Source organism: Vibrio sp. SG41-7, assembly GCF_014164465.1.
Taxonomy (GTDB): Bacteria; Pseudomonadota; Gammaproteobacteria; order Enterobacterales; family Vibrionaceae; genus Vibrio; species Vibrio splendidus.
In genome coordinates, this window is record NZ_JACJFF010000112.1 from 1 (window position 1) to 16,101 (window position 16,101).

Below are 16,101 nucleotides of genomic sequence, written 5' to 3' on the forward strand. Positions count from 1 at the left end.
AGTAGAATCGTGCATCTGCTCGAGTTGCAGCTTTTGTTGAGGAGTCAGTGTAATTTTCATGGGTCTTAGCATGATCCTGATTTTATCGAAAATCAAGCACCTTCATTGATCACGGGTATATAGGTCATGATAATCATCCTTGTCATTGCTTAGATGATCAGATCATGAAACCTAAAAATAGTTCAAAAAAATCCCCAAGCGTGGCTTAGGGATTTGTGTATAAGAGACAGCCCGAGGGAGCCTTTGATTATGTTTCTAGTGACTATTCGCTTATGTTTTTATTTTAAAATGCTTCTTCGAGCGTTTGTTCGTTCTTTTTTTCGGTTTGTTTTTCAACGGTTTCAACCTCTTTCAAGCGCGCAGTGAAATGTCTTAACACCGGCGGTTCGTAGGTAAAATCGAGCCCTTTCACTTTGCTTGCATTCTCTTTCACTTTTTCGAATGCTTCGATGATGAAGTCCATGTGCGTTTGTGTGTAGGTCGCGCGAGGAATGGTAAGGCGCAATAACTCTGCAGGGCATGGATGTTGCTCGCCCGTGGCAGGGTCGCGACCTTGCAGCAAAGACCCAATCTCAACCGCTCTGATACCCGCGACTTTGTACAACTCGCACGCCAAAGCATGTGCTGGGAACTGACCAGCTGGAATATGAGGAAGCAGTTTACCCGCATCCACAAACGCAGCATGACCGCCTGCTTGCTGGCACACGATGCCCATCGCTTCTAAGCCATCAACAAGGTATTGAACCTGACCAATACGGTACTCCAACCAGTCTTGGCGCATACCGTCATATAGACCAACCGCAAGACGCTCCATTGCGCCACCTTCTAAACCACCATAGGTTGGGAAGCCTTCTTGCACCACACATAAGGTTCGACACTCTGTGTACACATCCATGAAAGAGTCGTCTTTAAAGCACAACAAGCCGCCCATTTGTACCATGGCATCTTTCTTGGCAGACATGGCTAAGCCATCCGCGTATTTGTAAGACTCACGAGTGATCTGTTCGATTGTCCAATCTTGATAACCCACTTCTCGTTGTTGAATGAAGTAGGCATTTTCAGCGTAGCGTGCCGAGTCCATAATCACAGGAATATCGTACTTCTGAGCGATTTCATAAACGGCTTTTAGATTGGCGATAGACACTGGCTGTCCACCAGCAGAGTTACAAGTAATGGTGCTCACAATATAAGGAACATTGGCTGCGCCCGCTTCTAAAATCGCTTCTTCCAGCTTCACCACATCGAAGTTGCCTTTGAAGTCCGCATTCACTGAGGTATCGAACGCTTCTTTGGTATAAACGTTCTTCGCCACACAGCAATTCACTTGGGTGTGGCCTTGCGTGGTATCGAAGAAGTAGTTCGACAGAGCGACCATTTTGCTGCGATCGAGCCCTTTCTCCATTTCACGCTTCTTGATAAGAACCGGAATGTAGATCTGCTCTGCGCCGCGCCCTTGGTGGGTTGGAATCGTCAACTCGTAACCGAAGATATCCTTAACCGCATTCGACAATGCGTAGTAACTGCGACTACCACTGTACGCTTCATCACCCATTAGCATCGCGGCTTGCATACGCTGAGTGATAGAACCTGTACCACTGTCTGTCAGTAAGTCGATAAACACATCATCACTATCCAGTAAGAATGGGTTCATGCCCGCGTCAACAATGGCTTGTTCACGATATGCAGAGGTTGTTCTTTTTACTGGCTCTACAACACGAATACGAAACGGTTCTGGTAGATGTTTGAAGTTTTCCATAATAGTACCTTTCTATACATTCCGATCAGGTCGAAATCTATTTTCTTTAGATGTCACGAATCCTCACCATTAATTTAATAGCTCCGTATAAAGATAGACGGAAATTAACAATGAAAATAAACAAGTTAAATAATGACTTATTAATCAAACCTAAACAGAGGCTGAGATAATTAGCGAGAACGACAAAACAACGAATATTCTGCACGAAATAATAAGTGTGACAGTCATGCGTTCAAAGGTTATCAAAGCTGCTGATAGGTAAACAAAGCACGCTGCTTTGCTGGCGCGTGACGCCTAGAGGGTACTACTCTGAAGAAAGGCGGAACGAGAGCTGGTGATCTAAGGTATACCAAGCTAACAAGGTTAGCCATGTTGTTGATTGCCATTTCAGATACATGTTCACAATATATCCCTACGTTGAAATCAAGATGATCCGAAATTTAAATATAGTGCAATTGTTTTATAAATACAGCTTAGAAAAGTATAAATGTGATCAACATTTAGAATGATAATTAAATACGATAGCATGTTATATAAACTGTGAATCACAGCCGTTTATATACTATTAAACTAGTTCAGCGAGTTACTTAATATTATCGAATCTCTTTTAAACTCAATGCTTCCTCGAATAAGGGGCGAAGATGGCTGTTTTCTAAAAAGCTATCTTCTAGGAATCTAGTGAGCTAAAAAGATAAGCTCTGATGAGGCTCAAACCTCACCAGAACCGTATTCGCAGTGAATAACTTACTTTTTCTTCACGACTTGTTTGATGGCCATTTCAGCCAGTTTTGGCGTCGCTGCTTTCAATGCACTGGGGGCAACCTTCTTACCCGCCTTGACCGCTTTATTCAGTTGGCCTTTAACCGACGTCCCTCTTTTCATGGCTTCTAAACGTTGGCGATTTCTCTGAACGTTATTTGCGTCAGCGATACGCTCGATCAACGTCTGCCTTAAAGTATCTAAACCAAACTGTACCTTTTCTGGCGCAATCGCCAGCGGTAACACGATATCGGTTTGCAGCAATATATGATTGTATTCGAGCGCTTGAGCAATGATCTTCGCTTTGGTCGATGTTGGATTCTCTAAGTCATACGGTGGTTGCCAATCGTCTACAGGCTTTAATCGGTCTACCTGATTCACAACCGACACCACAATCGGCTTCTTGCGTGAGATGTTCTTAGGATCGTCATAGAAAGCATCAAATCTATCTTTCAGCTGCTTATCCAAATCACGCGCAGATTGATTGGCTTTAAGCACCCATAGCACCACATCGGCTTGGGTCATCTCTTTCAGCATTAAGGCTTCGGTTTTAAGGTTGCCATCAAGCCCCTGAAGATCAACCACGCGAACATCATTATCGTCGACAAACGCGTTATACACCGTTGAAGTGTCGGTTGATGGCAGCACATCCACTTCTGCAACCAACTCTTGCTTAAGCGCATTGATAAGCGAAGATTTGCCAGAGCTGGTTTGCCCCACCAGCACTATTCGCACAGGCTCTAATTCAGGAGCAAAGCGTTGTTCGTCGATTTCAGACACATCGGACGCTTTAAGTGCTTCATCTTCAATGCTGAAACGTCCGCTATAGAGATCAATCGCCACCGCCGCAACTTCATCTAATAAGGCTTGTTTAGCGGCGTATTGCATGTCATCAACCACACCTCTTGTCATTGAAGATGTCGCTTGCTCTCTCCCTAAATCAGAAACAACTTTTAACGGGTTCAAATAGAGGTTTTTGAGGTGATTCCCCCAAATAGCGGCCTTAACGATCTTCTGCCCTAGCTCGCCATATTTATCATAGGCTTCGTAGCCCGCCTTAATGTAAGAAACCTTGAGATACTCAATGCCCGGTATATGCTCTCGTACTACCAGTTTGTAGCGTCGGCTGACCTCTTCGAACAGCTTTAGTCCTTCAGGAATCGAGAAATCGAGCGATTTCTTATCAAACTTTTTCGCCACAAACTCAAGTACTTCTAAACCGGTTTGGTCTAGGTTGCCCCACTCTATGTCGACCAGTAATTGTTGTCGTACATGGTGTTTTGAATCATTCCAGATCGACAGTTCTTTTTGAGACCAATCAGTCGAAGCCCTAACCAATGCATCCTTGATATCAGCTTTGTTATGTTGTGATTCAGCTTCAGCAGTATCCTCGTCAAGGTCATCGCTCTCTTTATTCGAGAAGGGCTCCGTACTTGAAGAGCGGCTTGAAGAATCGCGTGAAGAACGACTAGAAATGAACAAGGGAATGGTGAATACCAAGGTACTCACGGCAATGGCAATCGACATTTCGAGTAGGTAACCGTATTTGATCGCCAAGAAGACACCAAAACCCATCATGATAATGCTTGGGAAGATCGCCGAAATCAGAGCAATGCCCCAGCGGCCGCTCGATAGCACCGCCAGTAATCGAAATAGGTTTCTAATTTTCTTCATAGCCCGACGCCGCCTTTCCTTTTTTCAGGGATTCTTTGTAGATCTTCTGCATCTCTTGTTCAGACACTTCTTCGCCTTTGTTCTTATGATAGAAGTAAAAACAAGCCGCGCGACCTAAACCATAAGAGGTGCCGAAACTCATTGCCGCTGCAGCCACCGCACCTACCGTTTGACCATAAACTGGAATTAGCTTTATCAACTGTCGAGTGCCCAGCTTCATTCCGTATTGCAAAGCAAAACTGCTTCCCAGAGTGCCTATCAACTCACTGAAGACTCTCTTGTTCCACTCGACCCCATATTGATTCGCTAAACTATGAAGCATTTTCGCTTGAATCGCAGGTACCGACACCAAACCAACACCCGGAATCAGGTCGCTCGCTGCTGCACTTCCTGCATACCAAAGCACTTCGTTTTCAACTTGATCAAAGTTGGCTTCTTCTTGCGTGGAGTGCTCTTTGTCTTGCACCATCATTCCAATAACAGGAAGAATACTGGTCAGCTTTTCTAACAAGATGTCATAGTTGTAAATTGAACCACTGTTATTGCTCGAGTCATCCGTTTCGAAATCGACCGCTACCGATTCAAACTCTTTACCCCAAGCCTTCTCTACTTGGTTGGTGTTGAACTGAACCTGCCTTGCTCGATCTGTTTCACCGGAAGACAACACCGCCGTATGAAGCAGCAACAAGTGTTTAATCTTCTTCTGTCTCTTAATCTGCTTTAGAGCCGCAAGCACTGAGGATTGTTCAGGTTCGTCGGCTTTCATTACAACGACTAACGCATTACCTGCCTGGCCAATCTCTTCCAGATCCTCTTTCGCATCATAATTCGCTTCGCTTAGTCCTCTGGTATCGAGAAAGCGCATCACGGGTTTGTCTTGTGGGAATTCGTAAGACATCGCCGTCATGGTACAAGGCGAAAAACCATTGCCCACTTCTACAGAAGAGTCGCCAGTCACCGCCTGAATAAACGATGACTTGCCCGCCCCCGTTTTTCCCAAGAGCCACAATGTCGGCAGATGCTGACGCTGGTATTCATGGGCCTGAGTAAGATCTGGGTTCTTGCTCGGATTAATGAAGTCTTTTATTTGATCAAACATGTTCAGAGTAACGCTCACTTGATGTTGAGATTCGAGTTGATGACAAAGCAATACTGACTTATATAATCACAAATCATATTAAACTTATGTTTGTTCAGTCGCACAGGTTTACAATGCCTAAACGCTTGTTTTTATTTGCGCGCTCATTTTTATAGACGCTTTTTTATACGTGCGGGTATCATCGTATTGATTCACGCATCGAACAAACATCAACAAACACAGAGAAGTAAAAGGTAAGTATGGAACAAATTTATTTAGCTGGCGGTTGCTTATGGGGCGTACAGGAATTTATTAAGTACGTTCCTGGTGTTATCAGCACAGAAGCAGGTCGTGCCAATGGAAGCGCCCAGCTAACCGAAAACGGGACGACACAATGCGATAGCACGCAATGCAATGGCACACAAAGCGATTACGATGGCTATGCCGAGTGCGTACAAATTGAATTTGATCCAAGCGTCACGTCTGTAATGATTTTGATGAAACACTTGTTTGAGATTATCGACCCTTACAGCGTCAATAAACAAGGTGTCGATGTGGGAGAGAAGTACCGCACAGGCGTATACAGCACTAATGCAGAACACTTAACCGAAGCTGAGCACTATATTGCTTCAAGAGATGACGCCGACCGTATCGCTGTTGAGGTGTTGCCGTTAACTCACTATGTCGCGAGTGATGATATCCACCAGCATCACCTAAGCCACTTCCCTGAAGATCACCACTTATGCCATATCCCTTGGGATCTGCTGCATAAGTACAAGTCCTAGGCTTAAGATCTTATCGATTGATCTATTTCACCATCAAACCGGAAATAAAAGAAAGTTCCCCAGGACGACACACCAATAGTGAAAACTTGAAAACCAGTAATAAGTACTGACAGCGGTACGGGAAAATGAAATGCTTTTAACACACCCGTTACAGTTTCTCTCGTCCATTAAAAATGGTGTCATTATGAAGAAATACGTTCCAATCTTAATTGCTCTTAGTGCGGTATCTTCTATGAGCTATGCAGCAACACCACGTGAAGATGCTGTTGACTACTTACAGATGCGTAAAGGCGTGGCTTACCAAGTAAACCATTCAAAACCCTTCACTGGTCAATTTGAAGAGAAGTTTGATAACGGCCAAGTCGCGACCCAAGCTCAGTTTGCTGACGGCCAAGAACTAGGGTTAGAAACTAACTGGTATCCGAATGGCCAAGTTGCCTCTAAAGTGAATTACGTTAAAGGTGAACTACAAGGCAAGGCAGAAACCTGGTATCCAAACGGACAGAAAAAAGCAGAACTCAATTATAAAGACAATGAACTATCAGGCACCGCCTCTCGTTGGTATCCCAATGGTGAACAAAGCCTGACCGCTGAATACAGCGATGGACAAAAAGATGGTTTGGTAACGGACTACTACCCTAACGGTAATAAGGCAAGCCAAGCGAAGTTCGATGAAGGTGAAGTCGCGAACGGAAAACTAACTCGCTGGAATACTAACGGTGACAAGGTTGAAGAACTGACCTTTAAAGACCACAAAATCACGTCTAAACAGGTTTGGATGCCGACAGAAAGCTAAATACAAATGGGTGAGTGCTCGTGTTACAAAGCACAAGTACTCATCTTCTTTAATCTCAAGTAAGCACTGTGCTCTCCATTAACAAGATCTATTGACCTAATCTCCCCCCTCCTTCCTTTTCCTCTCCCTTTATGTCCAAAACAATCACTAATAACAAAATAATCATCAATAGCCATTGAAAATAATAAATATTTAACTTGCGCATAACCTTTCCATAAAATACTGTAAGCAAACGTTTCCGTTGCGAGTCAGATCTCAATTACCGACCTCGTAAGCTATCTACACGCAAATAAGAGAAACACGATTCCAAATACGTTGTTGAGTCTTATTGTTCTGCTTTGGTGCCCGCCTATGAAAATTAAAACCTCCCTCTTTAGCCTAACTTGTTTATCCATTGTGTCTTTGTTGGTTGTTGTGTCATTCACTGAACTGGCCAACCTGAAATTGATCAAACTTGAAAAAACGCTGATCAAAGTAAAGTCGCTCGAAGTCTCTATGCTTCAGCTCAATAGAACCGAATTAGAGTTTCTAATAAGCCATGAGAAAGCACTCAAGCCAGTATTCGCCAAAGAGTACTCTCACTTTCAACAATTGATGGGGAACTTTTCCGTCCTGCTCAAAGAGTCTGACATTGCAGTCCCAGAGCTAGAAAAACTGACACTTGAAGTGAAACAATACGACAAAGACTTCTCGTTAATGGTCGATGCCATCGACCGCAACCCAGCCAAGGTCGCTGAACTCAAATCAGAAATGAAAATGCTGTTTGAAGATATTATCTCGATATTCATCAACGTTGAAGGCAGACTAGAACAGCAAGTCGAATCGATTCAGCAAACCATTACGACCTTCATTGTAAGCTCCATTATTACCGTCGCTGCATTATTAATGGTGCTATCTTTCGGCATCTCATCTCGCATAGCAAAGAAAATAGCCTCGTTGAACTCGACCATGATGCTCGTCGCTCAACAACGCGACTTTACCGTAAGAGCCGAAGACAAAGGATCGGACGAGATTGCCGATATCGCAAAGGCATTTAATACAGTCCTCACCGATATTCGTCAGCTTGTCGGCCAAGTTCAGAGCTCTATTAAAGAGCTCGGCAATATTTCGAACCAGCTACAACGCGATGGAATAGAAGTTGAGAGCGCTTTAAACAAACAGCAGCAACAAACTGAGAACATTGCGACCGCGATAAACCAGATGGGCAGCAATATTGAAAACGTAGCGACCAACAGCGAAAACGCCTCATCCAATGCACAAACCAGTTTCGCTACGGCGAACGAAGGTCTAAATGATGTGGCATTTACTAGAGACACCATCAATACCCTTTCGGCTGATCTTGTCAGTGCCAGTGAAGAAGTAAATCACCTTTCTGTTCACTCAGAGAAGATTAATACCGTGTTGGAGGTTATTAAAGACATCGCAGAACAAACCAATCTACTTGCTCTAAATGCAGCGATAGAAGCGGCGCGCGCTGGCGAACAAGGTCGTGGCTTTGCGGTGGTTGCGGATGAGGTAAGAACCCTAGCGGGCAGAACTCAGCTTTCAACCGAAGAGATTTCAACGATTATTCAAGGCGTTCAAGACCAGACCCAAACGGTAGTGAATACCATTCAAAACTGTTGTGAGAAAGGCAACAGCAGTGTCGACTCTTGTGAAAATGCGCACTCAAGAATCAGTACCGTTATCGCAGACATGGAAACGATTCTAAACAACAGCTTGGAAGTAACGAATGCGATGAAAGAACAAAGCGCTGTCACCTCAGAGATCATTGAAAACGTGAGTGCGATTAAGCAGCTAACACTGGCCAATGTGACGGGAGCGTCGAGAAACGCGGCTTCTGCAACATCTGTGGTAGAACAAACCGACTCATTAGAACGTGCGGTGATTGATCTAAAGATCTAAACCGACTCTCATTGGTTTATTTCTTATTATGGATTAACTTAAATATAAGTTATGCAAATAGGAAAAGTTGAAGGACAAAAGCACGCTTAGCGTGCTTTAAAATAACCGTGTGTTACTCGATTTACGCATCAACTACAAACTAACTACTCTGTTGTTAACTGATAGTTTAACCGCTGTAGATGGCTTGCTGACGCCTGGCGTGCTTTATCACTATTACCAGCCATAATTGCTTCGTAAATGGCACGATGTTCTTGGATACACGTGTTGCCCTGTTCTGACGAGTGAACAATAAAGTTATTAAACATGGTCGTTAAAATGTGACCAAATGGTAGGTAGAAGTCATTCCCTGTTGCCCTAAAAATAAGGCTATGGAACTTCATGTTAATGTTTAACCAACGCTCTTTATCCAACGGTTCTTGTCTAGAAACATCGACCATCTCTTGGAAAGTTTCTGATAATTCAACACGTTGCTCAGCACTTGCAAATTTAGAAGCTAACGCACAAGCTTCTGGCTCAATAGCCCGGCGTAATCCTAAGAATTGATGACAGAATTGGTCGATATCTGTTAGCCCATCCATCCACTCAATAAGCTGTGAATCTAAAAAATTCCAGTATGCTCGGTCAACGACTCGAGTACCAATTTTCGGACGGGATTCTAGCAGCCCTTTGGAAGTGAGAAGCTTAACAGCTTCTCGTAATGCCGTTCTACTAATACCAAATTGCTCACACAGAGCCATCTCTCCAGGGATGATCGAGCCCTGAGGCAAATCACCCGACAAAATACCGCGAGCAATTTCACGTGCCACTTGCACATGTAAGCTTCGCTTAGAGCCTGAAATTGAATTAAAAGTGCCTAGCATAAGTCTACTTACTTATTAGATATGTATTATTAAACTACACTTTAGCACTGAAAGTACGATGCACCAAATCGGCCCACCGACCACGAAAGTTCCCTTGAGATTCTATGGTTTAGTGCCATAGTACTCATACGTTGCAACACCAACAGTAGTCAATATTGTTGATACTTCAGCTGCTGGTGACTTTTTCCGTTCAGGATCCTAGTTAGGTGCTTGGAACGGTGGTAATGCTAGCGATGCAGCATTAGCAGGTCATATTGTGGCAGGGACTGTGATTCAGCATCCAAGTGCTATCATTCCTCTAGAAGCGACGCCTGATTTGTCTCTATAATTGCGCACTTTATATATTAATCAAGGGTTTGCTTAGTTGAAAGCCGGCCCATTGTTAACGTGAGAAAGAATTCATGACTACATTAAATGAACAACTAGCAAACCTAAAAGTAATCCCTGTAATCGCTATCAACCGTGCTGAAGATGCCATCCCCCTAGGTAAAGCACTGGTTGAAAACGGCATGCCATGTGCAGAAATCACACTACGTACAGAATGTGCAATCGAAGCGATTCGCATCATGCGTGAAGAATTCCCAGACATGCTAATCGGTTCAGGTACTGTACTAACTAACGAGCAAGTTGACGCATCTATCGAAGCGGGCGTTGATTTCATCGTAAGCCCAGGTTTCAACCCTCGTACTGTTCAATACTGTATCGACAAAGGTGTTGCAATTGTACCGGGTGTAAACAACCCAAGCCTAGTTGAACAAGCAATGGAAATGGGTCTTCGTACGTTGAAGTTCTTCCCTGCTGAACCTTCTGGCGGTACTGGTATGCTTAAAGCATTAATAGCGGTTTACCCTGTTAAATTCATGCCAACTGGCGGCGTCAGCTTGAAGAATGTAGATGAATACCTATCTATCCCTTCTGTACTTGCGTGTGGCGGTACTTGGATGGTCCCAACTAACCTTATCGACGAAGGTAAGTGGGATGAACTAGGCAAGCTTGTTCGTGACGCAGTTGAATTCGTGAATAAGTAAGCCACCTCACCTAATGGCATTTTAACGTAATTAATTTTTAAGATATAAAGCGGTCGCGAGATCGCTTTTTAATACTTGTAAAGATAAAAATAGCTGCTGTATCGCACTATCAACTCCTCGATTGCCTCCCAACTCCGGCCTTTCCAATGGTTTGATCTCTTTCTCTGATTGTTTCTGTTACTTTGAATAACAACACAAACACAACAGATAATTACAATGAAAAAAACATCACTATTACTTGCTTCCATTACTCTGGTACTTTCTGGTGTAGTACAAGCTGACCAGCTAGAAGACATTCAAAAATCAGGCACACTTCGCGTCGGCACCACAGGCGACTACAAACCTTTTTCTTACTTCGACGGCAAAACCTACTCTGGTTATGACATTGACGTAGCTAAGCATGTTGCAGAGCAGTTGGGCGTTGAATTACAGATTGTTCGTACCACATGGAAAGATCTACTGACCGATCTAGACAGCGATAAATACGACATCGCGATGGGCGGTATCACGCGTAAAATGCAGCGTCAGTTAAACGCAGAACAAACTCAAGGCTACATGACCTTTGGCAAGTGTTTCTTAGTTGCGAAAGGCAAGGCAGAACAATACAACAGCATCGAGAAAGTGAACCTTTCTTCTGTGCGTGTTGGCGTGAATATCGGTGGGACTAATGAGATTTTTGCGGATGCTAACTTGCAGGACGCGAGCTTTACACGTTACGAGAACAACCTAGACGTTCCGCAAGCTGTTGCAGAAGGTAAAGTTGATGTGATGGTGACAGAAACCCCTGAAGGACTGTTCTATCAAGTGACGGACGAACGTCTTGAAGCGGCACGCTGTGAAACACCGTTTACCAACAGTCAATTCGGTTACCTGATACCAAAAGGTGAACAACGCTTGTTGAACACAGTGAACTTCATTATGGATGAGATGAAATTGAAAGGCGTCGAAGAAGAGTTCCTGATCCACAACTCTCTTAAGTAACTCTTTACGATTTATACAGTGACAAAAAAGAGGCCAGCAATGCTGGCCTCTTTCGTTATGGTTAAATGGTTCGCTTTTAGTTTAATCGTTAGATTCTAATAGCTAGCCTCCAATTTGGCGTTAACCGTGAGTGATGACATTTTGTTGCACTAACGCATCCAGAATGTCTGACGGCATGGTGCCACTTAAGGTTAGTTGTGGCGCAAGGTCTTCAACCACAATCACCTGTTCTGTGGTCCCTAAACCATCAGGATTGATCGTTAGTTCAATATCATCCCCTTCCACTTTCGCGTCTATCTGTTGTAGCAATGCAGACATGTCTGGAGATGTATTCTTCAGCTCAGGTAATACTTCACGGAGATCGATTTGGTCCCCTTCAGACAGGCTGAAATCAGTAATGGTGTCTTCAACGCCATCTTCAATATTGAGCCATACAAACGAATCCATACCATTGCCACCGGTTAGAATATCGGAACCGCCGCCACCAATGAGTGTGTCGTTACCGTCACCGCCAACCAACGTATCGTCACCCGCTCCACCTACAAGTCGGTCATTTCCAGTTCCGCCAGTGAGGGTGGTATCAAAGTTACTCGCTAAAAGTTGCACATCGTCTGTTTCAGAAGACAGATCGAGATCTATTGGATTGGCAACAATATTGAGATTCAGATCGATGTTTTGAGATATCGCGATATCGTTGTTATCCGCCTCTTCAGATACCGCCTCAACTTTCAAGGTGTAATTACCCGGGGTTAACGGCTTACCTAATGATGACTGCTCGACGAGTCTGAGACTATCGATCGCATCAGCGGTCGCTATCCAAGTATCACCCACCAACGAAACCGTACCCACATCACTGGTTACATCAACACCATCCGGAACATCACTAATCTTCAACGTTAACTCTTCAGTAATGTCCGTCAATGCAGCGACAATTCCAACTAAAGCGACTCCACTATTAGCGACCACAGATGAGCTGGTCGTAATGTTTCTCACATAGTTAAATGCCGGATCAATAGACAAGGTTGGCGCATTAGCGACTGGTGTCACTGCGATATTATAAACCACTGGTGCGGTTTCAATCGCGATACCAGAAGGGTTACCGCTGTCTTTGGCGATTACTTCTAAGCCAATGCTATTGGTTGGAGACAAGCTCGCATCGAGGTAGACACCGTTTGGACTGGTTGGCGTATCAATCAGCGCATTCAGGTCACTCAAAGTACCAACTAAGATAACCGAACCAGTGTTGTTGCCGTTGACCATCACTGTCGTCACTGCCGGAAGTGATACGTTCAATGTACCGTAATCCACTGTCAGCGTGACTGTCATTAAGTCATTAGAAAATGCATCCACATAATCTGGGTCACTGACATTGATACCATTCAATAGCTGACCAGCATCCTCGTCAATAATCGTAGTGACACTGTCACCATTAACAACAGGCGTATCGTTCACTCCGTCGACAATCGCTGTGATCTCTGCAGTATCCGTTAGGAAATCATTAGCGCCGTTGGTTGTACCATCATCCTCGACGGTATAGGTGAACTTAACGTTACCGTTGTATTCATCAGCAGCCGTAAATATCCAGTACGGGCCAGTAATCATAGCGTCATCAGCACCACCTACGTTCTCAAAGCGCTGTAACTGGCCTTGGCCTTCGTCGAGCACCAGATTGGTCACGGTAATCGTGTCGTTTTCCGGATCGCTCGTAGCAGCAATTAAGTCTTCCTCTTTGATGATCAACTGCCCTTCTTCAAGGATGTTTCCTAAGTCGATATCCGTTGCCACCGGTTGATCATTCACTTCCGTTACCACGACGCTAATTTCGCCGGTATCTGTTAAGAAATCATCAGCGCCGTTGGTTGTACCATCGTCCTCAACGGTATAAGTGAACTTAACATCACCGTTGTATTCGTTGGCTGCGGTAAATACCCAGTACGGGCCAGTGATCGTCGCATCATCAGCACCGCCCACGTTCTCAAAGCGTTGTAATTGGCCCTGACCTTGATCGAGCACCAAACTGTTCACAGTAATCGTGTCGTTTTCCGGATCAGTGGTTGCGGAAATCAGGTCTTCCTCTTTAATGACCAGCTGTCCTTCTTCAAGCATGGTGCCCAAATCAATGTTCGATGCCACTGGCTGGTCATTGACTTCAGTAACTACAAGGCTGATTTCAGCGCTATCGGTTTTAAAATCATCCACACCGTTGGTGGTACCATCATCGATAATAGAGTAATTGAATTTAACGTCGCCGTTGAAATCATTATCTGCAATAAATATCCAGAATGGCCCCGTAACCCCAGCGTCATCAGCACCACCAGCATTTTCAAAGCGCGTTAGCTGACCTTGCCCTTGAGTAAGAGTTACGCCGGTTACCGTGAGGTTATGGTTTTCTAGATCAGAACTCACTGCAATCAAGTCACCTTCAACAATCACGATTTGACCATCTTCCGCAATCGAACCTAAATCAACATTAGTCGCCACAGGAGCATCATTCACTTCCGTCACCTTAATGGTGAAGGTAGTTCGATTGGTTTGAGCGGTATTCGGGTCACCCGCGTCAATCAGACCGTTATTGCCACCATCATCGAGCGTTGCATTGATTGTGACTAAACCACTCTGGTTGAGGTAGTTCTGGTCTGGGTCGGGTTTGAAAGTCACAGCTCCATTAGTCAATGCGGTATTGATGTCAGCTTCTTTACCGGTAATCACCAATGAGCCGTCAGGTTGCAATACAAACGTCACGTCAGGAGAGCTGGTAAACTCAAACACACCTTGCGCTCCCGGCAGTGTTTGGTCGACTTTAAGCGTCAGTTCATACGGAGCATCTGGATTATCAAAGTTTGCGTCGACGTCGTAGATACTAAAGTTGTCGATGGCAACACTGATGTCTTCCGATGTTTCAATATTCGTTACGTTCACAAAGATCGGTTGATCGTTAATAGGATCAATCACTAAATCAACATCGAAGCTGGTTGGCGTACCTAAGTATTCGGTGTTGTCAGCGTCTGTATCCACCGAGCGAACCGTAATTTGCAATGGCCCATTGATGCCAAGCGCATTGCCCGCATCGCTGTTGTGTTCACCCGAATTAAATACGATCTTATCGAGTGACTGAGTAGGAACATCAAGTGTCCATAGCTGCGTCGCCGGATCGTAGCTAGCCAATGTCGTGCCATCTGGATAGAAAATAGAAGCATCTTGAGGAACACCCGCCACTTCAACTCGAAGCGTTTCGGGCGCATTCTCGGTATACGTCCCGCTTCCTGTTGCAGACAATTCTTTATCCAAAATAGTCGCATTGATTTCGATATCAATGTTTTGGCCTTCGTTGCCTGTTACAGAATCAGTCGGATTGGTATCAACATCGTCACCAACAGGTACCACATGCAGTTTGAAGCTTGGCAAGTTTGCCGCCGCAGTAGGCACACCTAGCAACGATTCTTGAGTGAAGACTTCCACACCAAACTCAGCGGTACCACTGAAGTTTTTAGGCGGCAAGATCGAAATCTCACTTAAATCGAATGACAACCCCGAAGCTTGAGGCAGTTGAACACTCCACTCTCCGTTACCATTATTTTTCACGGTATATGTCGAGCCTGCATCTGCACGCATTTGGAAGCCATCAGGGACATCGGTAAACTTAATCGACACAAACTGTTCTGAACCATCAAGGTCAGTCAGTGCAATCGATACAGGCCCTGTACCCGACAGAGAGATGAGCTGGTCTTCGTTGCCAGTAATCTCGATAACATCCGGATCGCTACCCGGTCCAGTGACAGACACGTCATCGACCACAGGAACGACTTCAAAGCTGACACTCGTAGAGAAAGTATCTGAGTCTGTTGCCGTACCCGCAGGAGAAGCAGGATCATTATAGGTTGCGGTATCTGTGACTGTACCGCTGACATTAACCTGCACTTGGTTAATATCATTACCCGTTGGGTAATTTTCGATTGCCCTAAAGAGCACGTTATCGAGTGCACCCGCTGCTATTTCAGCCTGATTAAACGTAACAGATGTACCTAATGAAGTACCCGTGTTGTCATAGAATGCACCTATAGAAGGGTCGTCCAACGTTAAAGTAATGGACGTAAACGCTTCTTGGCCGCCTTCGACGCCGGAAACCTGATCCGAAATGGTCGAATTGAAGTCGAGTTGAATATAGGTGTCTTCGTAACCCACCGGATCTTGCCCAGCTTGACCGTCGGTATCAACAGGATTAAAGGCATCATCAAGCGAACCCACGACATTCACCTCAATCGTTGGATCCGTCTCAGCATCTGGTGCGACTTTGATGATAACTTCAGTCACTAAGGTCTTCTCATCACCAGAGAGCGTGTCTTTGGTGACGATTGTTAGTGGTAATCTAAAGTCACCAGAGTAGTTTGGTGGCAGATTCAATAACAAACCCGATGAATCGACGGCTACGCCCTGTTCGACAGTCGTCTCGTAAACATATTTCCCATTCACAAAGTCAAC

The 16,101-nt window shown here is 44.6% G+C and carries 10 protein-coding genes and 1 pseudogene; 6 read left to right on the plus strand and 5 right to left on the minus strand.

Annotation, left to right across the window (positions count from 1 at the left end):
• Nucleotides 1-283 precede the first annotated feature (283 nt).
• The 3 genes from tnaA to H5300_RS21035 all read right to left on the minus strand — a co-directional run bounded on the left by tnaA (nt 284) and on the right by H5300_RS21035 (nt 5,288).
• Nucleotides 284-1,756 carry a tryptophanase gene (gene tnaA, locus H5300_RS21025; RefSeq protein ID WP_182796780.1) on the minus strand — a complete coding sequence of 491 codons (1,473 nt, stop codon included), beginning with the start codon at nt 1,754-1,756 and terminating at the stop codon, nt 284-286.
• A 744-nt stretch (nt 1,757-2,500) separates the two neighbouring features.
• Nucleotides 2,501-4,189, minus strand: coding sequence for a GTPase family protein (locus tag H5300_RS21030; RefSeq protein WP_182796781.1), 1,689 nt, complete (start codon nt 4,187-4,189; stop codon nt 2,501-2,503).
• Nucleotides 4,176-5,288: a YcjF family protein gene (locus H5300_RS21035; RefSeq protein ID WP_182796782.1), complete on the minus strand. Its 1,113-nt coding sequence runs from the start codon at nt 5,286-5,288 to the stop codon at nt 4,176-4,178. Before H5300_RS21035 ends, H5300_RS21030 begins: the two co-directional genes overlap by 14 nt.
• A gap of 239 nt (nt 5,289-5,527) precedes the next feature.
• Here H5300_RS21035 and H5300_RS21040 point away from each other — a divergent pair, with 239 nt between their 5' ends.
• The 3 genes from H5300_RS21040 to H5300_RS21050 all read left to right on the plus strand — a co-directional run bounded on the left by H5300_RS21040 (nt 5,528) and on the right by H5300_RS21050 (nt 8,753).
• Complete coding sequence (locus tag H5300_RS21040; RefSeq protein WP_182796783.1) at nt 5,528-6,052, plus strand: peptide-methionine (S)-S-oxide reductase; 525 nt, start codon at nt 5,528-5,530, stop codon at nt 6,050-6,052.
• Between the two features lie 184 nt (nt 6,053-6,236).
• Entirely contained in the window at nt 6,237-6,848 is a 612-nt protein-coding gene (locus tag H5300_RS21045; protein ID WP_065104082.1) for a toxin-antitoxin system YwqK family antitoxin, read from the plus strand.
• Nucleotides 6,849-7,199: 351 nt separating this feature from the next.
• Nucleotides 7,200-8,753, plus strand: coding sequence for a methyl-accepting chemotaxis protein (locus H5300_RS21050; protein ID WP_182796784.1), 1,554 nt, complete (start codon nt 7,200-7,202; stop codon nt 8,751-8,753).
• A 143-nt stretch (nt 8,754-8,896) separates the two neighbouring features.
• Here the strand turns inward: H5300_RS21050 and H5300_RS21055 are convergent, their stop codons facing one another.
• On the minus strand, nt 8,897-9,613 hold the full coding sequence (locus H5300_RS21055; protein ID WP_102269867.1) for a FadR/GntR family transcriptional regulator: 717 nt from the start codon (nt 9,611-9,613) through the stop codon (nt 8,897-8,899).
• Nucleotides 9,614-9,740: 127 nt separating this feature from the next.
• Here H5300_RS21055 and H5300_RS28060 point away from each other — a divergent pair.
• The 3 genes and pseudogenes from H5300_RS28060 to H5300_RS21065 form a co-directional block, all read left to right on the plus strand.
• Nucleotides 9,741-9,941: pseudogene (locus tag H5300_RS28060) on the plus strand (PfkB family carbohydrate kinase); the annotation flags it as partial.
• Nucleotides 9,942-10,014: 73 nt separating this feature from the next.
• Complete coding sequence (locus H5300_RS21060) at nt 10,015-10,641, plus strand: bifunctional 4-hydroxy-2-oxoglutarate aldolase/2-dehydro-3-deoxy-phosphogluconate aldolase (RefSeq protein WP_182796785.1); 627 nt, start codon at nt 10,015-10,017, stop codon at nt 10,639-10,641.
• Nucleotides 10,642-10,857: 216 nt separating this feature from the next.
• Nucleotides 10,858-11,622, plus strand: a complete 765-nt coding sequence (locus H5300_RS21065) for a transporter substrate-binding domain-containing protein (protein ID WP_182796786.1) — start codon at nt 10,858-10,860, stop codon at nt 11,620-11,622.
• Between the two features lie 120 nt (nt 11,623-11,742).
• Here the strand turns inward: H5300_RS21065 and H5300_RS21070 are convergent.
• Nucleotides 11,743-16,101, minus strand: a 4,359-nt coding sequence (locus tag H5300_RS21070) for a cadherin-like domain-containing protein (protein ID WP_182796787.1), incomplete at its 5' end; no start/stop codon positions are given.

Coding starts and splice junctions, on each gene's coding strand:
- H5300_RS21030 (WP_182796781.1), bottom strand. CDS start 4,189: ATGAAGAAAATTAGAAACCTATTTCGATTACTGGCGGTGCTATCGAGC.
- H5300_RS21065 (WP_182796786.1), top strand. CDS start 10,858: ATGAAAAAAACATCACTATTACTTGCTTCCATTACTCTGGTACTTTCT.
- tnaA (WP_182796780.1), bottom strand. CDS start 1,756: ATGGAAAACTTCAAACATCTACCAGAACCGTTTCGTATTCGTGTTGTA.
- H5300_RS21055 (WP_102269867.1), bottom strand. CDS start 9,613: ATGCTAGGCACTTTTAATTCAATTTCAGGCTCTAAGCGAAGCTTACAT.
- H5300_RS21060 (WP_182796785.1), top strand. CDS start 10,015: ATGACTACATTAAATGAACAACTAGCAAACCTAAAAGTAATCCCTGTA.
- H5300_RS21040 (WP_182796783.1), top strand. CDS start 5,528: ATGGAACAAATTTATTTAGCTGGCGGTTGCTTATGGGGCGTACAGGAA.
- H5300_RS21035 (WP_182796782.1), bottom strand. CDS start 5,288: ATGTTTGATCAAATAAAAGACTTCATTAATCCGAGCAAGAACCCAGAT.
- H5300_RS21050 (WP_182796784.1), top strand. CDS start 7,200: ATGAAAATTAAAACCTCCCTCTTTAGCCTAACTTGTTTATCCATTGTG.
- H5300_RS21045 (WP_065104082.1), top strand. CDS start 6,237: ATGAAGAAATACGTTCCAATCTTAATTGCTCTTAGTGCGGTATCTTCT.